18 protein-coding genes are annotated in these 21,137 nt (G+C 48.3%); 7 read left to right on the top strand and 11 right to left on the bottom strand.

What is annotated here, in order from left to right:
• Positions 1–200: 200 nt before the first annotated feature.
• Both HYX48_03965 and rlmD read left to right on the top strand, forming a co-directional pair.
• Positions 201–1,097, top strand: coding sequence for a type II methionyl aminopeptidase (locus HYX48_03965; GenBank protein ID MBI2743052.1), 897 nt, complete (start codon positions 201–203; stop codon positions 1,095–1,097).
• Between the two features lie 3 nt (positions 1,098–1,100).
• Positions 1,101–2,405: a 23S rRNA (uracil(1939)-C(5))-methyltransferase RlmD gene (gene rlmD, locus HYX48_03970; GenBank protein MBI2743053.1), complete on the top strand. Its 1,305-nt coding sequence runs from the start codon at positions 1,101–1,103 to the stop codon at positions 2,403–2,405.
• On the opposite strand, the gene HYX48_03975 is transcribed toward rlmD, so the two are convergent.
• From HYX48_03975 to HYX48_03985, 3 genes are all read right to left on the bottom strand, one after another.
• The gene (locus HYX48_03975; protein MBI2743054.1) at positions 2,369–5,041 is read right to left on the bottom strand and encodes a glucosidase; all 2,673 of its coding nucleotides are present in this window, start codon (positions 5,039–5,041) and stop codon (positions 2,369–2,371) included. The two genes, rlmD and HYX48_03975, sit on opposite strands and share 37 nt — an antisense overlap.
• A 41-nt stretch (positions 5,042–5,082) precedes the next feature.
• Positions 5,083–5,931: a hypothetical protein gene (locus HYX48_03980; protein MBI2743055.1), complete on the bottom strand. Its 849-nt coding sequence runs from the start codon at positions 5,929–5,931 to the stop codon at positions 5,083–5,085.
• 130 nt (positions 5,932–6,061) lie between these two features.
• A complete protein-coding gene (locus tag HYX48_03985) occupies positions 6,062–7,120 on the bottom strand; it encodes a hypothetical protein (GenBank protein MBI2743056.1) in 1,059 nt (352 codons plus the stop codon).
• A gap of 163 nt (positions 7,121–7,283) precedes the next feature.
• Here HYX48_03985 and HYX48_03990 point away from each other — a divergent pair, with 163 nt between their 5' ends.
• Entirely contained in the window at positions 7,284–8,720 is a 1,437-nt protein-coding gene (locus HYX48_03990; GenBank protein MBI2743057.1) for a hypothetical protein, read from the top strand.
• Positions 8,721–9,042: 322 nt separating this feature from the next.
• Here HYX48_03990 and HYX48_03995 read toward each other — a convergent pair whose 3' ends face one another.
• Entirely contained in the window at positions 9,043–10,056 is a 1,014-nt protein-coding gene (locus HYX48_03995) for an inverse autotransporter beta domain-containing protein (protein MBI2743058.1), read from the bottom strand.
• Between the two features lie 82 nt (positions 10,057–10,138).
• On the opposite strand from HYX48_03995, the gene HYX48_04000 reads away from it, so the two are divergent.
• Entirely contained in the window at positions 10,139–11,119 is a 981-nt protein-coding gene (locus tag HYX48_04000) for a class I SAM-dependent methyltransferase (GenBank protein MBI2743059.1), read from the top strand.
• A gap of 115 nt (positions 11,120–11,234) precedes the next feature.
• On the opposite strand, the gene HYX48_04005 is transcribed toward HYX48_04000, so the two are convergent.
• The 3 genes from HYX48_04005 to HYX48_04015 form a co-directional block, all read right to left on the bottom strand.
• On the bottom strand, positions 11,235–11,993 hold the full coding sequence (locus HYX48_04005) for an AsmA family protein (protein MBI2743060.1): 759 nt from the start codon (positions 11,991–11,993) through the stop codon (positions 11,235–11,237).
• A gap of 138 nt (positions 11,994–12,131) precedes the next feature.
• Positions 12,132–13,763, bottom strand: coding sequence for a chaperonin GroEL (groL, locus tag HYX48_04010; GenBank protein MBI2743061.1), 1,632 nt, complete (start codon positions 13,761–13,763; stop codon positions 12,132–12,134).
• A gap of 18 nt (positions 13,764–13,781) precedes the next feature.
• Positions 13,782–14,093 carry a co-chaperone GroES gene (locus HYX48_04015; GenBank protein MBI2743062.1) on the bottom strand — a complete coding sequence of 104 codons (312 nt, stop codon included), beginning with the start codon at positions 14,091–14,093 and terminating at the stop codon, positions 13,782–13,784.
• A 190-nt stretch (positions 14,094–14,283) separates the two neighbouring features.
• Here HYX48_04015 and pepF point away from each other — a divergent pair, with 190 nt between their 5' ends.
• Positions 14,284–16,116: an oligoendopeptidase F gene (gene pepF / locus HYX48_04020; GenBank protein MBI2743063.1), complete on the top strand. Its 1,833-nt coding sequence runs from the start codon at positions 14,284–14,286 to the stop codon at positions 16,114–16,116.
• A gap of 97 nt (positions 16,117–16,213) precedes the next feature.
• Positions 16,214–16,492: an HPr family phosphocarrier protein gene (locus tag HYX48_04025; protein ID MBI2743064.1), complete on the top strand. Its 279-nt coding sequence runs from the start codon at positions 16,214–16,216 to the stop codon at positions 16,490–16,492.
• Positions 16,493–16,522: 30 nt separating this feature from the next.
• Here the strand turns inward: HYX48_04025 and HYX48_04030 are convergent, their stop codons facing one another.
• Both HYX48_04030 and HYX48_04035 read right to left on the bottom strand, forming a co-directional pair.
• Complete coding sequence (locus tag HYX48_04030; GenBank protein ID MBI2743065.1) at positions 16,523–17,617, bottom strand: hypothetical protein; 1,095 nt, start codon at positions 17,615–17,617, stop codon at positions 16,523–16,525.
• A 96-nt stretch (positions 17,618–17,713) separates the two neighbouring features.
• A complete protein-coding gene (locus HYX48_04035; GenBank protein MBI2743066.1) occupies positions 17,714–18,715 on the bottom strand; it encodes a hypothetical protein in 1,002 nt (333 codons plus the stop codon).
• A 178-nt stretch (positions 18,716–18,893) separates the two neighbouring features.
• Between HYX48_04035 and HYX48_04040 the strand changes: the two genes are divergently transcribed.
• A complete protein-coding gene (locus tag HYX48_04040; GenBank protein MBI2743067.1) occupies positions 18,894–19,796 on the top strand; it encodes a hypothetical protein in 903 nt (300 codons plus the stop codon).
• Between the two features lie 8 nt (positions 19,797–19,804).
• Here the strand turns inward: HYX48_04040 and HYX48_04045 are convergent, their stop codons facing one another.
• Together HYX48_04045 and rpiA are read right to left on the bottom strand one after the other, a co-directional pair.
• The gene (locus HYX48_04045; GenBank protein ID MBI2743068.1) at positions 19,805–20,218 is read right to left on the bottom strand and encodes a bifunctional nuclease family protein; all 414 of its coding nucleotides are present in this window, start codon (positions 20,216–20,218) and stop codon (positions 19,805–19,807) included.
• A 201-nt stretch (positions 20,219–20,419) separates the two neighbouring features.
• The gene (rpiA, locus tag HYX48_04050) at positions 20,420–21,106 is read right to left on the bottom strand and encodes a ribose-5-phosphate isomerase RpiA (protein MBI2743069.1); all 687 of its coding nucleotides are present in this window, start codon (positions 21,104–21,106) and stop codon (positions 20,420–20,422) included.
• Positions 21,107–21,137: the final 31 nt, after the last annotated feature.

Below are 21,137 nucleotides of genomic sequence, written 5' to 3' on the forward strand. Positions count from 1 at the left end.
GGCGACCCGGCGCCGCTTTTCTCAACATCGGCTTTGGCGATGTTTCTCAAAAAGAGATCGCCAGGTCGATCTCGAGAAAAGCGGCGCCGGGTCGCCGCACTCCAAAAAAGAGGCCTCTCTCATCGTTTGATCAAATACAATATGAGGATGACAAGAGGGTGTAAATCTGGTATTTTTGCTCTTTCTCTAGAGGGGCAATTATGAACGAAAAGTACAAACAAGATTTTTTACATGCGGGCAAACTTGCTGGGCAGGTGCGCGCGTATGGTAAGTCTTTGATTACGCCTGGTGCCAGCTACAACGAGGTGATCAGAAAGGTAAACGCGAAGATCATCGAGCTTGGCGCCATTCCTGCATTTCCTCCGCAGATCGCTTTAAATGATGTTGCAGCCCACTACCTGCCGCAGCCAGACGAGGATATCCTCTTTTCAGATCAGCTGGTTAAGCTGGATGTCGGCATCTGCTACAACGGGGCGATCGGCGACTGTGCCGGGAGTATCGACCTCTCAGGGAAGTATCAGAATATTATCGACGCGGCTGAGAAGGCCCTTCTTGCAGCTGAAAAGAGCATTAAGGTCGGTATGCCCGTGCGCGCAATCGGTAAGATCATTCAAGAGACGATCTCCTCTTTCGGACTCTCTCCTGTTAAAAACCTCGCAGGCCACGGCCTTGGCTACTACAAGGTTCACACGCCTCCCATGATCCCCAACTACGACGATAGATCAACCGCTGTGATAAAGCCTGGCATGACGTTCGCTGTGGAGCCTTTTGCGACGAATGGAAAGGGTTTAATCTACGACGCGGGTAATCCCACTATTTTTTCTCAAATTAAGAACCGATCGCCGCGGTCGGCCGTTGCTCAACAGCTTTTTGCGAAGATCAACACCTTTAAAGGGCTTCCTTTTGCACTGCACGATCTCGTGCTGGAAAAGCTTACACTTGCAGAGGTGAGGGCCGCAGTAAAAGAGCTTTTAAACGAAGAGATCATTGCAGGCTACGCCCCTCTTGTAGAAGAGGAGCATGGAATGGTGGCTCAAGCTGAGAACTCAATTCTCGTCGACGAGAAGGGTCAAGTCTCCATCACAACGCGGATCTGATTGATGGAAATAGAAACGCTAGTCGAACTCACCGTGGAGCGTCTGGGGATCAATGGCGAGGGTGTTGCGCGCCTGGATGGCTACACGATCTTCGTCGATGGAGCGCTTCCCGGAGAGAAGGTGAAGGCTAGATTCTACGAGAAGCGGAAGAGCTTTGGGCGAGCTAAAATTGTACAGATTCTGGAGCGCTCGCCACACCGAATCAAGCCGATCTGCCCTCTCTTTGGCCGCTGCGGTGGGTGCCAGCTCATGCACTTGGACTATGCTGAACAGCTCAAGATGAAGCGACAGAAGGTGGTCGATGCGCTCGAGCGGATTGGAAAGATCTTCGATATCGACGTGTGCGATTGCAGCCCCTCTCCACAGCCCCTTGCCTACCGCAATAAGATTCAGCTGCCTCTTGTTGATGGCCGTCTTGGACTCTATGCACGGAGCACACACGATCTAATTGAGATCGATGGCTGCTTTATTCACTGCGCGCTCGGTGAGAGGATTTTTAAGGGGATCCGCCGGATGATCACCTGCTCTTCTGCAGCTTCGGAGATTAGACACGTCATCATTAAAACAGCTGTCCACACCGAGCAGGCGCTCGTCATTCTCGTCACCATGGGAAGAGCCTCTGCACCTTTGAAGCAGCTAGCTAGCGAGATTCTGAAGTTTGCTCCTGAAATTAAAGGCGTCGTGCAGAACATCAATCCCGCTGAAGGGAATGTCATTCTAGGAGAAGAGTTTGTCACGCTTGCAGGAGAGGGGTGGATAGAAGAGAGGCTTGCGGATCTCTCTTTCATCGTCTCTCCAGCCTCCTTTTTTCAGGTCAATCCCGCTCAAGCCGAACGCCTCTACCAGCAGGTGATCGATTTTGCAGACTTAAAAGGGGATGAGAGAGTTCTGGATGCCTACTGCGGAGTGGGCACGCTCTCTCTCGTGCTCGCGAAGCAGGCAAAAGAGGTCATTGGGGTAGAGTCTGTTGCTGAGGCTGTATCCGATGCTGTGAAGAATGCAGAGAGAAACGGGATCTCAAATGCTAGGTTTGTCTGTGACCAGGCGGAAAATTTTATCGCCACACTTAAAGAGATCGATCTTGCCATTCTCAATCCACCGAGAAAAGGATGCGAGGCTAGCCTGTTGCAGAAGCTGCTAGAGTTAAAGCCCAAACGCGTGATCTACGTCTCCTGCGATCCAGCAACGCTTGCAAGAGATCTTCAGCTCCTCTCCTCGGGTGGATATCAGATCGAAACTGTTCAACCCTTCGACATGTTCCCGCAGACCGCTCACGTCGAATCTGTCGTCTCTTTGCGGTACTCGTGAATGAGATTGGCGACGAGGCCGCTCCAGCCAGTCTGGTGTGAGGCACCGAGGCCTTGGCCGGTTTCGGCATGGAAGAACTCGAAGAACTGCACGTGATCGGTAAAATGGGGGTCTTGCATGAAAGGGAAGCTGCTTCCAAGAAATGGGCGGACTCCTGCGGAGTTCTTTGTAAAGAGCGAGATCATCCTATCTGCGAAGTAGTTTGAGATCTCTCCGATTCTTACAGGCCTCTCCTCTCCAACCTTTATCTGCACCTCATCTTTGTAGACTTTTGCATAGGTCTTAAGCGACTGGATCAGCAGGTAGCTAGTGGGGAACCAGATCGGCCCGCGCCAGTTGGAGTTACCCCCTTTAAGCTTATGCAGCGACTCTCCCGGTTCATACGAGACCTGCTTGTCTTTGTAGAAGAAGGGGTGGGCTTCATGGAATTTTGAGAGGCTGCGCAGTCCAAACTCGGAACGGAACTCTTGCGGGTTCCAGACGTAACTCAGGATGCTTTTAAGCTGCTGGCGATTGACCAGTGTGAGCAGGTAGCTCTTTTTACTCTCCTCTCCATCGAAGGGAATAGCACAGTCCTTGGAGAGTATGGGGCGGTTTTGGAGGAACCAGAGAAAGTCGCGCTTAAACTCTGGAAACTCTTCGAGCTCCTCTTCTGTAATCGTCTCAACTGCAAAGAGGGGAATGAGGCCCACAAGCGAGCGCACTCTAAACTTGGCGAAGTGGCCATCCGGAAAGGAGAGGACATCGTAGAAGAAGCCATCTTTTTCGCTCCAGAGCTCGTAGTGCTGGTTGCCCCGCTTTTTCATCGCATGGGCGATGTAGACAAAGTGCTGGAAGAATTTGGTCGCCATCGCCTCGTAGGTCTTATCCTCTTTCGAGAGCTCAAGAGCAATGCGCATGAGGTTTAGACAGAAGAGCGCCATCCATCCCGTTCCATCGGACTGGCGGAGCTTAGCCTCACCCTCAGGGCCGATCGAACGGTCGACGATCGTGATGTTATCCAGACCTAAAAATCCGCCTTCAAAGACGTTGAGTCCCGAGCTGTCCACTCGGTTTACCCACCAGGCGAAGTTCATAATCAGCTTTAGGAAGCACTTCTTGAGGAAGTCTCGATCTTCTACGCCATCTTTATCTCTTTGCATCTGGTAGAGGCGGAGTGCAACCCAGCTCTGAATCGGCGGGTTGAGATCGGAGAACTCCCACTCGTAGGCGGGGATCGCTCCATTCGGATGCTGAAACTGATCGAAGAGAAGCAGCCAGAGCTGCTCTTTGGCAAACTCGATGTCGATGAGAGCGAAACTTAAAGATTGTAGCGCCAGATCCCACGCGGCAAACCAGGGGTACTCCCACTTGTCTGGCATCGAGAGGATACGCATCGAGTTGAGATGGTTCCAATGGACGTTGCGTATGTTCTTGCGAGACTCTGGAGGTGGGTGTTTGGAGTTGTCGCCCTCTAGCCAGCGGTTCACATCGAAGAGGTAGATCTGTTTGCTCCAGAGCATGCCAGCAAGGGCCGTGCGCTGGATCATCTTCTCTTCGGCGGTAGCGTTTTTAGGGTGGACCGTCTCGTAGAATGCGTCTGCCTCCTTCCTTCGCTGTGCAACGATCTCTTCAACTTCGGAGAGGGGGCTCTGCTGAGGTGCATCGCAGAGTCTAAGATGCAGAACGATCGATTTTTTCGGAGGGATCGCTTCAAAGAAGTAGTGGAAGCAAGCTTTGGTTCCCTGCATCTCGGGATTCACCGTATCTTGTCCGTGGATCACCGCTTGATGGAAGCCATCTTTATAGAAGCGCTGATTGGAAGAGGCGTTCTCATTGTTGGTAAAGAGAGGCTTTCCTCCAGGAGAGGCGTAGAGATAGCGCTTGCCCAGGCGGTAATCAAACGCGAGCGTCGGTGGAGAGAGCGTCTGAGCGTCGTCGGCAATTAAACAGTGGGCATGGTGGGGGTCTTTTGAGATTACAGGCTCCGGCAGCCTCTCATCCTCCCAGCCCCAACGGTTGCGGAACCAGAGCTGTGGGAGGATGTGGAGCAGAGCGGGCTCGTTTCCACGGTTGATGATTTCGATGCGGATACAAGTGTCGTCAGGAGAGGCTTTTGCATATTCGATGAAGATATCGAAGTAGCGGCCCTCTGCGAAGACCCCCGTATCTACCAGCTCATACTCGTGCTCGTTAGTGCTTCTTTGAGCATTCACCTCTTTCAACTGCTGATAGGGGAATTCGCTCTGCGGGTACTTGTAGAGATACTTCATGTAGGAGTGGGTCGGAGTGCCATCCAGATAGTAGTAGCACTCTTTAACATCCTCTCCATGATTTCCCTGAAGGGAGGCGAGGCCGAAGAGCCTCTCTTTTAGAATGGGATCTTTTCCATTCCAGAATGCGGGTGAGAAGACGAGCGTCTGATACCTGTCGCACCAGCCCGCAATGCCATCTTCGCCCCAGCGGTAGACTCTCTTGTGAGAATCTTCAAAGGGAAAGTAGGCCCAAGCGTCTCCATTCCAGCTATAATCCTCGCGGACAGTTCCCCACGCGCGTTCGGAGACGTAAGGCCCCCACTTATGCCAAGTGGGCACCTCGCTTAAGGACCTCTCCTCAATTCTTAGCTGCTCTGGATTGTGAGTGGATTTTTTCTTCATCTCTCCTCCTTTTAGAAGGAGGAGAGTATTTTTGCAATCTTCTATCTCGAGAGTAGAGAGATGTGTATTCTTGCAAGCTTTGCGACTTCAGCGTTCGCTGCATCTATGAATCTTCTTACATCGTCAATTCGACGAGTTAGACGCGAGAGCTTCTGATCAAACTGTTGTTCCATGTGCTCTATAAACAATCTTTTTGTTTTCTGTACTCGGCCATAAGCTTCTCTGAACGTTTTTTTAGTTACCTGCACCGTCGCAAGTGCATTTAACTTCCTCTTTAAATCTAATTCAGCTTTTTTATCCGCCCAGAGGGAGACTCGCTCTAAGAATTGGTTTCTGTTACTGATAAGGGCGCTGCGTCTGCCAACTAATTTTCTTTCTAGCTTATAGGGTTTATAGACTTCTTTTATAAGCTCTAACACTCTTTTTTCTATGTCCTCAAACGTATCAATTACACAATATGAGCAGCAGGGATGCTCGACTTCAGACGTTGGAGGATAGTAATAAAACGACACTCTCTTTGTTAGGGCTGCGAATCTCTCATCGCTTGAAACCTCGTTATAGCGAACCATAAGCTTTCTACATTTTTCAACCGTCTCATCAAATAGTTTGCCTATGCTCTCAATATGCCGCTCAAGGCGAAGAGTTGGTTTTCCAAACTCTTCATCCATGCGCTGTTTAGCAAGCCTTGCATCATCGCATATAGCCGCTCTTCTACCTGGATATTTTGCAAGATCCTCTGCGGTTTTTAAATCTACTTCAAAGCTTCTCAAGCTTCTTTTTTCCTCAAGAAATTCGAGTCTCGCAATTAATTTTGCTCTTGTGCGCATCAACTGATAGCCACTTTTTTCCATCTCTAAGATCTGCTCTTCAAGTTCATTGCAGTCGAACATGAGCGTAGGAGAGTCTGCTGGAGAGCCAGTTGAGGGCGACGTCTCCTCCGAAGGGATCGGAGAAGCAAAAGGCGTCGAAGATCCAGAACTAATGGGTGTGGTACTTGTCATTGTTTTTTTCTAAATTATGTTAAGCAAAGACGTTTGTTTCTTTGATCTTGTTTCCTGAAAATTTGCCAATCTCTGCAATCTGCTTTTGAATTGCCTGGAGAGCCTCTTGCTGGGTTAAAAGCTTAAATTTGAGAGATCTAATCAAAGTAGCTGCGTCTTCTTTTCCCTTGAGACCGTACAAGATTTCCTCGGATGGTAGAAGTTGTCTTTCACCCGTTGCTACTTTTTCATAGTGCGCGATGCGCTCTTGAATAAGCTCTATATCTTTCTGCAGAGATACGCGGGTGGTAGTAAATGAACTCATAGCTATTTCGCTTCCTTCTGAAATCTTCTTTACTGTTGAAAAAGTCACTTTGCCCTTCTTAGTAGTCTTTGCTTTAGCAAGACTTAGAATTCCAGGTGCTACACGGCGTCTAGGGCGTATGATAGATGGCTGGCTGTAGGTGGTCTTGGGTGTAACTGGAGATTCGGGCTGCACCTGTTCAGCAGGCTGCTCTACTGGATGCTCTAGCTTTTGTCTCTTCACTTTCGTGAATGCCGACTGCGCTTTTTGTGCGCGTGCAGGAAAAGAGGTGGCTTCTTCTCTCTGTCTTTTTCTAGAAGGCTTTGGAGCGGAAGTTTTTTCGCTTTTTTCAACTCTTTCCGGAGTCTTAAAAGTGTCTGCTACTGTTGCAGCTGCTGCAGGAGCTACAGGAGCCATCTGCACATTATCAGAACTCGGACGACTCTCTACCGGACTCGGCTGGCTCTCTACTGGAGAGAGTGGGGGTGTAATAACTAGAGGTCTCTGCTTAGCTGTGAAAATTTCAACTTCCGAACTATCTGCAAGAGACATCTTTTCAGCTCTTGCCGCTGCAATGGTATATTTGTTCCATCTCTTTGCATTTTTTTCCGCTTCGATCTTTGCTAGCTTTGCATTATTGATCGCATCAAATAGAGAGCCTGCGCGCACCTCAGGTGATGGCTTTCCTACTTCTGTTAGTGCCTCTGCGCAGAACTCTTCGATAGGTGAGTAGCGAGCTGGAAGCGCTAAGCCGATGTTGCTAAAGGGTGATGAAGAATTAATTCTTGATGACATTTGTTACCTCTGTTTTTAAATAAGCTGAAATTATCTTAAATTATAAAAATCAAAACAATCGTAAACAATTGTTAGTATATAATTAAAATTTGTTGTGACTTCGCTAGTTTAATTTTAATTTGTATATTTGACTTGTATTTGAAAATGTGAAATAATCATTGTCATGACAAACGGAATAAGTTCTTACATTACGAACCTGATTGAGAATAGCAGTGCGGTGGATGCTTGTGCAGACTTCTGCCTAGCGCCTCTGCATGGCCTGCTGGAGACAGTAAACGGTCCCAAGAGTGTGCGCGTCTTTAACGTCACACCTCAAGAGGTGAAAGAGGTAGCAGCCCCAGCAGCTGAAGACACCCTCTGGAAAGTTATAAAAGTTATTTTATTTTTCGTCTTTTTCATTCCCGGTACCCTGGTCGGCATCTGCCTCAAAGGCGCTGCCCAGTGCGATGATGCCGTCGCAGAGAAGAATGCGCTTCTCCGCAATCACTTTCACCGACAAGGAACAGAGGGGGCTCTCGGGAAGGTCTCTGAAAAAAATAATGAGTTGATACCTGGAATTACTGACGATCTAGTTGATAACAAAATTTTTCTTTATCTTGCCCCTGAAGAGCTCGCTAAGTTGGAAGAGACTAGCAAGGTTTTCTGGCAGAAGATCCACTCTCCTCACGCCGTCGTTGTGGCCTATCGAGCAAATTTTAAAGGGCTGCCGGCTGTAGATGCTACCTCCACCCTACATACTCTCTCTCTCTCCTACAGAGACCATATTAGAAGGTTTAATTATGACAAGGATCTCATAACGCTCTTTGGCGGAGCACATAATATCCTTCGTCTGCCTCTCTTTGCCATGGAAGTGGAAGATCCAACTCTTCCCAGAAGCGAGATAGAGGCTTTCATTGAAGGAGAAGGTTTTGCTGCGCGTCCCTCTCTCTTCAGATTGCGATTAACAAAAGAGCGAGAGCCACGTGTAGAAGTCATCTTCGCAAAATACAGTTTATTTGTTCCGCAAGAGGAGCTTATCCCTGCGGATTGCGTGAAACAGACATGCTGCTGGCTAGACTACCGCCGATTATTAGAAAGCGAGGGCCACGGGTGGGCCATTCACGATATGTTGAAGCTGCATAAAGATGACAATCCGGAGTATCTCTCTCGCAGACGAGCCGCTGAAGGGTTATCTCTAGAACAGTTAGCTGTTCGTCAGACATATAGTCTATTCAGCAACCTGGCTTTATCCTTCTTGAATGATGAAGAGAACGGGAAGAAGCTAAAAAAACTTCTAAGCGGAAGAGTGGTCGGGCTCTTCAATGGCGGGTGGGAGCGCTCTCCGCGCTACATTGCAGCCAGCGAGCGCCGTGATCTCTCATACGGTGGAAGAGTATTCACAGACCTCCCAGCAGTTCTCGGAACCGTGAATCTCAGCTACTTCACCTCTAGATTTAAAGTAGTAACCAGACCCACTTTTTGGTTAGGCTCCGCTGACCCCGTTTTTGCCGCGGGTCCAAGCGGTAGCTTCCAAGACGTCCAGCAGCGCCTCAAAAGCGGAAATAAAGAGGTCACTATCCGCGACACCCAAGTCATCACATTCGCTGAAAAGCCGTCATGACAAACGGTTTAAGCTCCTACTTTACAAATGTGATTGAGAATAGCAGTGCGGTGGATGCGTGCAGTTCTTGGAACTGTAGATCTCAACTACTTCACCTCCAGAATGAGAAAGGTCACAAGACCTGTACAGATGGGTGAGGAGACTACCCGCGACGTCGAAGTCATCGAATTCTCCGAACAATAAATTTCTTTCCTTGAATTTTTTGGAGTGCGGCGACCTGGTGCCGCTTTTCTTCATATCGACTTGTCGATATGTCCGAGAAAGATCGACAGGTCGATCTTGAGAAAAGCGGCGCCAGGTCGCCGCACTCCAAAAAGGAGAATCAAGATCTCTTAAAGAATTTACGGTGGTGCTTCGAGGTGGGGATGATCTCGAAGCGGGAGACCTGCTCGAGGAGGCGCTCTTGCGGCAGGTAGCGCTCGTTGGGGCAGCCGCCTTTTTTAAGATCGAAGAGGCGACGGCCGAAGGGGATGACGAGGGAGAGCTGTCCCTGACCGATCCACTTGAAGTGGGGGTCGTAAGAGCCTTGGCCTTCGAAGGCGACGTAGGGAGAGACGTAGCCCGAGAGGCGGAGGAAGCCGCCGATCACCTGCTTGTTGAAGAGGCCATTTAGATAGTAGGAGCCGCCGGTGGCTTTTAAGTGCAGGTCGTGGCACTTAATCAGGGTTCTACCCATTTCGATATCTCCGCCGATGAAGTTGTAGATCACCTTGCTGCTGATCTCTGTTCCGCCAGCTTCTGGCTCTCTCTCCGTAACAATCGACTTTCTTCTTCTGATGATCGGGAGGTAGCCGTTCACTCTAAAGTCCCATTTTTTTCCTAGAACTTCAATGCCCGCTCCAACCTGCTGGAAGTGTCCGCGCTGAATCTGTCTCCAGTCGTAGAAGATGTTCACGCCGAAGACCACTTGCAGCGATTGGGAGATGTCTCTCAGGCCGAATCCGCCATTTGCAGCATACTTCTCATCGTTAAAGTAGTGGCCTCTTAGATCAAAGAAGGGGGTTAGCCAGGTTTCAGTCATGTGTGAGAGGAAGAGGTCGGCGGATGAGTAGCCCTTGCTATAGCCGATTCCCTTCTCCTCTCTGTGTCTGAGATCCATAAAGAATGGATGGGCTGCATTCTGGCAGTTCCAGGTGGAGATCGACGCGGGCTCGCTATCTTTTCTGTTAACGGGAGCTGAACCATACTCTTCTTGGGCATCACTCACCCAGCGCGGCTCCTTTGTATGAAACACGATCTCTTCATTCGTGATGATAAAGCGGGGAGTTCTGCTCTCCTCGGCAAGGAGGGGAGAGGTGAGGAGAATGAGGAGGAGCGCTTTTTCAGAAATCGGCATAGAAGACCCATCTCGCTATTTGAAAAGAAAGATTTTTAATATAAACCGTAAGTAAATACTAGAAAAGGGAAGATGACGCGCCATGAAGAAAAAGAGAGCTGATGAGTGCAAAATGGAGTTTGGTACCGATGAGTTGGGACACGAGATCCTTCTCAAAGATGGCAAATTCCAGGTGATGATGGAGTGGGAAAGACCCTACATGGAGGCGTGCATCGACGCGCTTAAGCCCAGCGGCGACGTGCTCGAAATAGGCTTTGGCTGCGGGTATTCTGCAAAGCGCATCCAAGACTATAAGCCCAAAAGCCACACGATTATCGAATACCATCCCGTGGTGGCAGAGCGGGCGCGCAAGTGGGCAGAGAACTACCCTAATGTGAAGATCGTTGAAGATACTTGGCAAAACGCCCTGGATAAACTGGGCGCATTTGATGCGATCTTTTTTGACGACTATCCCTTGCAGAGCGAGGAGGAGCTGTTAAAGCTCGATCTTGAGAAGAGCCGCGCAAGCTCAATTGTAAATGCAGGTAGAAAGAAGATGGAGGAGTTAGAAAAGGAGCTCTCGCACTGTCTCAAGGGCATTAAGTATAGCGATGAGGATATCGAGCAGTTTTTTACCCTAGCCGAGAAGGAGGGGAGAGCCGATCCAAAGCTCTTCATCCGCTTTTTTGCAGAGCTAGAAGAGAAGGGGGGCATCACAAAGAAGCAGAGAGAGTGGGCTCTTAAACGCCTCAAAGAGAAGGGGCTCATTACCGATAAGCAGATCACAGAATTTTTGGCAGAGAAGAAGCCGCCTGCGATCTCTGCTCAGATGCGCAGCTGTGGAGATCGCCTCTTCGACTTTTTAGATAGATGCCTTAAAAAGCACATGAGGGTCGGCTCTCGCTTCTCCTGCTTTTTAACCGATGCGACTTCCAAGTTCGAGGATGAGAAGTTCTTCAATATGATCATCACGAATCCTCTCCTGGAGTATCACGAGCACCGCATCCCGATCGTAGTCCCTCCCAACTGCAAGTACTACACTGGAGATGCGGCTCTCGTCGTCACCATCATCAAGATAGGTTAATAAGCGAAATTTTTGGAGTGCGGCGACCCGGCGCCGCTTTTCTCAACATCGCCTCGGCGATGTTTCTTTAAGAAGAGATTGCCGGGTCGGGGCGCTCCAAAAAGAATGGGATTGTCTAGGAAGCAGCCTCATTGGATTGAGGCTGCTTGTGATTGTATGAAGAGGGGATGAATCTTTTGAATGGGCCGAGGTACTTATCTACTGTGCCGGTAGGGTCTTTGAGTACATCTTGAATCATGTTATTGAGGTTCTGCTTGATGAAGACCTGCTTAAGCATCTGGCCTAAGACGCTGCTCATTAGCTGATCGACAGGGAAGGCCCCCTCGCTGCTTAGGTTGGTCAGTTCCATGTAAGGGATTGTTGGCAGATGTTTCACCTTGCCCCCATCTTCGCGGTAGACCACATCAGTATCCAAATTGACGAGAGCGAGCTTCTTGATGAGTACAGTTCTTGAGGGGCCTTTTGATTCTTTAGGCTGCTCACTTGCTATAGACTTTTGTAGATTTCCCATGATGACAGTCCAGTTTCCGTCTGTTCCTTTGGCGTTTTTAAATTCGAGGCCGAGGTAGACGTTCTCTAGTCTGATCTCTTCAATCACGATATCGTCGCTTAAGTAGCGGGTGAGAGGAGCATTAACGCCGATAAGCCCGCAAGAGAAGGCTTTAGCGAGTATCGAGCCTGCTGGATTTCCAATTTCTAGATTTTTCATGCTAAGTGAAGCTGGGGTGATTCCCATTCCGCCAATAGAGACTCCGACGCCGAGAGCTTTCGAAAGGCGCGTTGAAAGCATATCGGGCACCCTATTCCAGGCGACAAATGCGACTACTACCGCGCATGTTAGTATGACCAGAATGATGGACAAGGTCTTTTTCATAGGGGCTCCCTGCTTTTTTTCTCTCTACCTCAAAGTATTAAATTTATTTTTAATACGCAAGCTAAGAAAGAAGAGATACAACGAAAAAAGGCACTCCGGAGGGAGTGCCTTTGTGGGAAGAGAGTAGAGAGGGTCGACTTAGTAGTCGGCTCCGCTCATTGCGTGACCGCCAGAAGGAGATTTCTTCTCGTCCGCCTCTTCAGTGATGATCGCCTCTGTTGTGAGAAGCATCGCCGCAATTGAGGCTGAGAGTTCGATTGCCAATCTGACGACCTTTGTAGGATCGACGATACCCATCTTGAGCATGTTTCCATACTCTTCAGTCTGGGCGTTCCATCCCTCGTAAGTTGCCATCTGAGCGACCTTCTGAACGATGATCGAGCCTTCGCATCCCGCGTTTTCAGCGATCTGTTTTAACGGATAGCTGATCGCTTTGATGATGATCTCAACACCGAGCTTCTCATCGCCTTTTAGTGAGGCAGCGAGCTTCTCAAGAGCTGGGATGCAGCGAAGTAGTGCCACGCCGCCACCTGGGAGGATGCCCTCCTCTACTGCAGCTTTTGTCGCATGGACGGCGTCATCGACGCGGTCTTTCTTCTCTTTCATCTCGATCTCAGTCGCAGCTCCGACGCTGATGATGCCAACACCGCCAGCTAGTTTCGCGAGGCGCTCTTGGAGCTTCTCGCGGTCGTAGTCTGAGGTGCTCTTCTCGATCTGATTCTTAATGAGAGCGATGCACTCTTGAATTGCAGATTTTTTGCCTGCGCCTTCAACCAGAGTTGTCTCCTCTTTCATAACTACGGCCTTTTTGACCTTGCCGAGCATGTCGATTGTGACAGTCTCAAGTTTAATGCCGAGCTCTTCGCTGATCAGCTGTCCGCCAGTTAGGACGGCGATGTCTTGGAGGATCGCTTTGCGGCGGTCGCCAAAGCCAGGAGCCTTTACAGCGCAGACTTTCAGTCCAACGCGCAGCTTGTTTACGACGAGAGTTGCAAGAGCTTCGCCTTCGACATCTTCAGCGATGATAAGCAGAGGACGTCCAGTTTCTGCTACAGCTTGCAGGATAGGGAGGAACTCCTTCATCGCAGCGATCTTCTTCTCGTAGATGAGAACAAACGCATCTTCCATCACGCACTCTTGCGCTTCTGGATTTGTGATGAAATAAGCAGAGAGGAAGCCGCGGTCGAAGGTCATCCCTTCAACGACGCTGAGCTCAGTCTCAAAGCCCTTGCCCTCTTCAACTGTGATCGTGCCATCTTTCCCGACGCGCTCCATCGCATTTGCAATGATCTCGCCGATCTCTGTGTCACCGTTAGCGGAGATGGTCGCAACTTGTGCGATCTCTTTCTTGTCTTGAATTGGCTTGCTGATCTTCTGGATCTCAGAAGTGATCTCTTTAACCGCTTTCTCGATTCCGCGTTTGATCTCCATCGGATTTGCGCCAGCAGTCACATTGCGGAGGCCTTCGCTGTAGATCGCTTCGGCTAAGACGGTTGCAGTTGTGGTGCCATCGCCTGCTTTATCGGCAGTCTTGCTAGCAACCTCTTTCACCATCTGAGCGCCCATGTTCTCGTGCTTGTCTTCGAGTTCGATCTCTTTTGCGACAGTCACACCGTCTTTTGTGATGTGCGGTGCGCCGTATGCTTTATCGATAGCGACGTTGCGGCCTTTAGGACCGAGTGTAACTTTTACAGCAGAAGATAAAGCGCGTACGCCTTTTAAAATTTTCTGGCGGGCTTCTTCCCGGAACTTAATGTCTTTTGCAGCCATTTTTTCTTCTCCTTTTAATTATTCTACAATAGCAATGATATCATCAGCCTTCACAATGACGAGATCCTCATCGTCTACAGTGACCTCTTGTCCAGAGTATTTATCCATGAGAATGACGTCGCCGACTTTAACTGGCATAGGGATCAGCTTTCCCTCTTTGTTTGTGCGGCCAGGGCCGATAGCCATAACTTTCGCCGACTCCTGCTTCTTCTTCGCTGAATCGGGGAGGATGATTCCACCTTTAAGAGTCTCTTGCTGCTCCAAGCGTTTTGCGACAACGCGGTCTGCGAGTGGTTTTAAAGAGGTCTTTTTTTCTGTCTGTTGCGCCATGGTTTTCTCCTTAGTTTCAATTGATTTTACAGGAAGATAGGATTCTACAGGTCGAATCGATTTTTTGCAATGATTTAGCAGTCTGCGTTTGTTTCTGCTAAGTTTTCTAGTATGAGGTATAAAATCTTGACTTTACAGATCAGGAGAAGATAGTGTATCTCCCCATTAATAACAATTTTTTTGGACTCATATGACTTCTTCATCTACAGAACAAAAGAAGACTAGATCTCGAGAGGAGATCGCTCAAGAAGACCGCTGGAACGTTCAGGCCCTCTACGCGAGCGATAAGGCTTGGGAAGAGGATATGAAGAAGTGGGGGAGAGAGGAGAAGAAAGAGGGGCACTGGCCTGAGATTACAGCCTTTAAAGGGCACCTTGCCGAAGGTCCAGAAAAGCTCTGCTCTCTATTTAAAACTCTTTTTGAAATCGAAAGAGTCCTTTCAAAAATTTATACCTATGCCCACTTGCGCCACGACGAAGATGTGGCAAATGATACTTATAAAAAGGCCTACGCGCGGATCAGCTCTCTTCTCTTTGACCTGAGACAAGAGACCTCTTGGATCGAGCCGGAGATCCTCGCTCTTCCCGAAGAGAAGCTTGGTCAGTATCTCAAGGCGCCCGCTCTTAAAGAGTATCATATCTATCTCGAAAAGATCGTCAGGCTCAAGCCACACACACTCTCGGCTGAGAAGGAGGAGCTGGTTGCACTCGCTGGCAACGCATTAGAGACAGCTTCGAAGGCGTTTGGTTCGTTTAACAATGCCGACCTGAAATTTCCCCACGTCGAAGATAGCCAGGGAAAGAAGCTCGAGCTCACACATGGAAAGCTCTCCCTCTATCTGCGCAGCCAAGATCGCAAACTCCGAAAGGAGGCGTTTCAAACCCTGCATAAGAGTTATAGAGAGTATGAGAATACACTCTGCGAGCTCATCAATGGGCAGGTGCAGAAGCACGTGTTTAACATGAGATCGAGAAAGTATAAGTCGTGCGTTGAAGCGGCTCTCTTTCCCCACCAGGTAGATCCTGAGGTCTACTGTTCGCTCATCGACACTGTGCGTAAGAATTTGGGCTCTATCCACCGCTACATGAGCCTCCGAAAGCGCATCCTGAAGTATGATGAACTTCACATGTACGACCTACACGTTCCTCTCGTGTCGGAGGTCTCCTTTTCTATCGACTATCCAGAAGCAGTAGACCAGATTGTCAAATCGGTAGCTCCACTCGGAGCAGAGTATCAGAAGGCTCTTGAAAATGGTTTAAAGCGCGACAAGTGGGTGGATAAGTATGAGAACCTAAGAAAGCGCTCTGGTGCTTATTCGAGCGGCTGCTATGACAGCATGCCCTATATTCTGATGAACTACCAGGGGACCTTCCAGGATCTAATGACGCTTGCGCACGAAGCCGGCCATAGCATGCACTCTTTCTTAAGTTGTAAAACGCAGCCCTACCACGACTCTCAATACCCGATCTTCGTTGCAGAGGTCGCCTCTACATTTAACGAAGAGCTCTTAAGCCACGATCTGCTTGCTAAAACAAAAGATAAGGGGCTTCGCGCCTTTCTCATTAATCAGAAGATCGAAGATATCCGCGCGACCTTCTTCAGACAGACGATGTTTGCAGAGTTTGAGCTCCGCCTGCACCAGTGGGCAGAAGAGGGAGTCCCTCTCACGCCAGCTCTTCTGAAAGCCGAATATAGAAAATTAAACAGCGACTATTTTGGTAAAGATCTAGTAATCGACGAGGAGATCGATATCGAGTGGGCGAGAATTCCCCACTTCTACTACAACTTCTACGTCTACCAGTATGCAACCGGAATTAGCGCTGCTTTAGCTCTTTGCGAGAGGGTCTTGAAAGAGGGGGGAGATACTAAAGAGCGCTACCTGCGCTTCCTCTCCTCCGGCGGCAGCCAGTATCCGCTAGATCTTCTTAAAGTTGCAGGCGTCGACATGCGCAAACCAGATGCTGTAGAGGCGACAATCCGACTCTTCGACTCTCTTGTGGATGAGCTTGCCAAGTTGATCTAAAAGAAATCTGTTGCTGAAAATTCTCTCGCCGAAGTATTTCATCTAATGATTCTAGATAATGAACTTACTTCACCGCGTTAATTTTGCGAGGCGACGGATGGCACGAAAACTCAAAGACACTTTTGTAGTTGTCAACGAAAAGGGTCTCCACACACGTCCATCTACAGAGCTCGTGAAGTGCGCCTCCTCCTTCAAGTCGCAGGTTACCCTCTGCTACCAGGAGATGAGTGTCAATGCCAAATCCCTTCTCGGGATTCTCATGCTGGCGGCCTCTCGAGGCGCCAAGATCCAGATTGAAGCTGAAGGCGACGATGCAGAGCAGGCGATCAAGACGATCCTCACCCTCGCCCGCAACAAATTCAACATCAAGTACTAGTCTGTGGTTCACTGGGCCTTGTTATCCTGATTAGAGATCAGCTTTCTTGAGCTCCTTGATCTTTTCCCAAGTGAGATCCTTGCTATGGACACTCCCTGCAATGAGGGAGTCAAAAGTGTCTCTTAAAGAGCAATCGTGAAGAAGGAGTTTTTGGGTATAGGTCATTTCGCATGCTTGTCTTTCTTCAACATAGTCCTTGAAGTTGAGAGTGCAGTGAAATAATCTAAGTTCTCTTTGAGAGCTTACTAATGTATTAGTTTGTACATTGTGAGTAAGTAAGTAAGATATTTGATAGTGTATGGTTGCCCCAGAAATCGCAAGAGATCTAATGTTTTTGAAATAATTTGCGATTCCATCAAGAGAGATGTCTTGAGTATCGCGGCGATACCTTCGCCATTCTTCAGAAGGACTTGCAATTACAGAAGCCGTTAGATGAGTCACTTCAGGAAAGTTCTCCCCCATCTTTTGAAAGATCTCATTGGTAAGTTCAGTTGTTGCGGGACGAATTGCGCAGCGTAATCTCGTGACAGTTTTTAAAGAGAGAAAAGGTTCTTCCAGTGAAAAAGTTAAATCTCTGATGTGTGCTTTTTCAGGATCAAGTCTCTGAGATATGATGAAGGGAACGAAGTTTAACATCAGTTGTGTGATGCGCCGATTTCTGTTGAAATAGGCATTTAGCGCTTTAATGAATTCCACATTTAATGGACGTTCAGCAAAGCCCTCTTCTTGCGCTTGAGAGTCGATGCGGATAACTAAGCTGTGTATATTCTCCACTGGTAGGGCAGAGATGGTCTGCACCATCATGGCCCAGTGAGTATTAAAAAGAACGCCGGCTCTCTCTTCCAGATAAAATCCTCGAGCATGAGGAAATGCCTTCTGGCATTTGATAGCAGCTGCAGAGAGCTCTTCACCCCATCGAAAGAGATCTTGATGCGTGATCCAGTAGCGCTGGCTTCCGAACGATTGATAGGAAGCTGCAAAACGACACGCCTCCTGGCCAGGAGCAAGGAGTGAGCTGATTGTTTGAAGAACGTTAGCAGGAAGTCTCGCAAGTGAATATCTGGGCTGTTCTACCGTTTCTGAAATTCTCATCCTTCTTAAACTTGCAACTAATCCTGTTGACATAAAGCCAATTATTTTGATTTTGATAAGAAAATATTACCAAATATAAAGGTATGAAAACAACTCCAAACTAATATTTAATCAAAAATAATTATATTTTTAAAAATCCTTAATTCTGCAACTGTGGAAGAATAGTTTTTGAGCGAATAGTTTTTCATGAAGCTTTCTTCTTTCAGAATAGTCTACAAAACGAACGTCGCAATTATACAGTCTTATTTCAGCTATTTGTCCTTGTAAATATTTTTCAAGAGCTGAAGTGAAAAAGGTTTTTACACAGGTGTCATAAACCGTGAGAGATCTCAATCTGGTCAAAGGTTTTAAATAGAAAATTTCAATCGCTACATGGATAAAAGAGGGCTTGTCTATACGTGGCCCTAGCACACGCACTGTTAAATGCGTGACCGCTGGAAAGTGTCTTCCGACTTCTTCAAGATTCGAACTAGTATCTCGGTAGATTGAGCAGCGCAGCTCTCTCACGGTGTTTGAAGCCAAGAAAGGCTCCTTAAGAAAACCATGCTCTACTCTGGACGTAGGAAGGTTCAAAATAAGCCTGGTGATTTTTTTGTTCCCTTGCAGATGAGCATTCAAAGCATTTAGAAATCCTTCATCGAGTCTTTCTGCAAAGGTCTCGCTTTCGAAATCTCTCCCAATTTGAACAAAAAGGCTGTCTATTCTCGTGGTAGGCAATGAGGTGATGATGCGTGTCAAATTAGACCATTCATAAAAAAGGAGCCAATCTTTTTTCGTTGCTAAATGGAATCCTCGCGCATGGGGAAATGCTGTTTGGCATTTGACAGCTGCCTCCTTGAGCCTTTCAAATATTTCTTCGCTCGCAGTGGGATTTCTCCAAGAAGAGATCTCCTTTTTAAAGTCTAGTCCTGCAAATCGATAGAGGTCTACATGCGTGAACCAGTAGCGTTCTTTGCCAAAGCTCCTGTAAGAAGCTGCAAAACGGCACGTCTCTTGTCCAGGAGCAAGGAAAGAGCTAATCAGTCGAATAAGAGGAGAGGTAAGTCGTGTCATCCTGCTGTTCTCAGGTTGAGGCTGAACTTCCCTTAATAGTGTGGCAGGAGAACTACTTGAAACTAATACTGTTGACATAAACTTTGTGTTTTAATTTTTTTAAGTTCTAATACATTATCAGCCTGGATCTAAACAAATCAGCTTAATAATTATTTATATGGAAAGATGTGTTGGTTTTTTTTGCGGTTCAATTTTTAATTGAATTTTTCAAAACAGCCGATCTAAACTGGTTCCAGTATTTACAAGGATGGTAAAAATGAAGCGCGTACTTTCAATTCTGGCATGTTTGTTCTGCGTTACTCTTCAAGCGGAACTTTTTTTTACTCCGGAGATGATCTCATCTCACCTGAAGGGGTACTCACCTGAAGAGGTGGATCTAATAAAAAAGGACCTTAACGTTGTTCGTAGCGTCTGCTTGGATAACACAACCAATGCTAAAACTCGTTTTTATCTGGCAACGGCAGGCGCTCCAGGAGCTCGTAAAACCACTATTCTTGAAAAATTTGTATCCACGCACCCTGAATACCAGAGTGGAGTCTACTTAGATCCCGATCCAAGAACTCTAAAGTTCATGGCTCACACCTACTACGCTATGTCTTTAAATCCTCTTGTTGCATCTGCAACGACAAGTTACGACCAGGTGATAAAAAACGCCTACGAAAAGTGGCGGGGTGGTTCAAACTACATTGTTTTATCTCTGCTTGAGGAGTCTTTTGCGCTGGGTCGCAGTATTGTCTACGGAACAACTTCAACAGGCGGCCACACTCCAGATTTTTTTGCTAAGCTGAAACAGAATGATTACCAGATCGTCCTGCTGCTCTGCTCATGCCCAGACGATGTGCGTTATCAGGCTGTTGATTATCGCAATCGCGTCATGCGTTTTTATCAGTCATCTCCTGAAGATGCAGTCTCTAAGGGAGTGCTCTTTCCGCAGAGAATGAGCGCTTATTTCAAATATGCTGATCAGATGTATCTATACTGGAGTGATAGCCTATCTGCTCCCGAAAGACTCGCTGCAGTTTGGAAGAGCGGAAAGCTCGAAATTCGCGACAACGAGGCGATGCAGCGGTTTATAGATAAGTATGAAGCAGATCGAAAAGCTTTAGAAGCAACGGGTGTATTTATTCCCGCCTTTGCTTCCTTCCTGTCAGGCGAGTAGGAATCAATCTACTCTTGGATGGGGACGGCCTTTTCAAGTATCTCTTTTCTGCAGAAGACGGGTGCGTTGTGCATGAGGGCTAGGGTGATGGCGTCGCTCGGTCTTGCGTCGATCTCCACGATTTGGCGCATCTCGCCGAGCTGCTGCTCGAGGAAGATTCTAGCAAAGTAGATCGTATCCTCGACGTTGTTGATTACGACTTGAAGCACTTTGATCTCAAATCCATCGAAGATCGACTTAATCAGGTCGTGAGTGTAGGGCCTTGGCTTATGCTCTTCTGTGAGGTAGGTCTGGATGTTCTGGCCGACGGTTGGCTCGGTATAGATGGCAAACTTCTTCTCCTCCGTTCCCAGGATGATCACCGTATACGAGCGCGACTGCATGATCTTATTAAAAGAGATAGGAATTAGCTCAGACGACATAGCGCTCCAGGGTAGCCTCTTAATCCGCATCCTAGATCCAGAGCAGTTTTGAAGCTATCTTTTTTGGAGTGCGGCGACCCGGCGCCGCTTTTTTCAACATCGCCTTGGCGATGTTTTTTCACAGAGAGATCGACAGGTCGATCTCGAGAAAAGCGGCGCCAGGTCGCCGCACTCCAAAAAACGGGAAGAATCTTTTTTTATTTACTGAATGATGAGTTGGCCGTCGGGGAAGCCGACGACGACGCGGCCGGCGAGGTTGAAGAAGAAGCCGGTGTCGACAACGCCTGGAACGCGGATGAGGGTCTCATGCTCTTTTTCAGGGGTCAGGCAGGGCTGCGCGAGTTGGATGTCGAATATGAAGTTCTGGTTATCTGTAACGTAGAGAGAGCCATCTCCCTTTGTTCGCCACTTGCCGGTGTAGCCGATCTTCTGCAGGTGGTGGGCGGTGGCTGTGTGGGCAAAAGGGAGAATCTCTACAGGTAGCCTTCGCGTTCCTAGGTGAGGGACAAGTTTGGACTCGTCGATGATCACGATCATCTCGTGGCTCATGTTGGCGACGATCTTCTCTCGGACGAATGCGCCACCTCCTCCCTTGATCATGCGCTTCTGCGGGTCGATCTCATCGGCGCCGTCGACGGTGAGGTCGATGTGAGTGATGCTTTCGATATCGATGAGGGGGATGCCACCTCTCTGCGCGAGGGAAGCTGAAGCGATCGAGCTGGAGACCGCCCGAACCGAGAGGCCCTCTTTGCATCTCTGAATTAATCGCTCAATAAAAAACGCTGCGGTCGATCCTGTGCCCAATCCGACGATCATTCCGCTCTGGACAAACTCGGCAGCTGCATAGCCTACCGCTTTTTTTATCGCTTCGGGTGGGAATTTACTCATGGCAAATGGCCTTTACGCATTTTCTACTCCT

It is taken from the genome of Chlamydiales bacterium, assembly GCA_016185065.1.
Taxonomy (GTDB): domain Bacteria; phylum Chlamydiota; class Chlamydiia; order Chlamydiales; family Rhabdochlamydiaceae.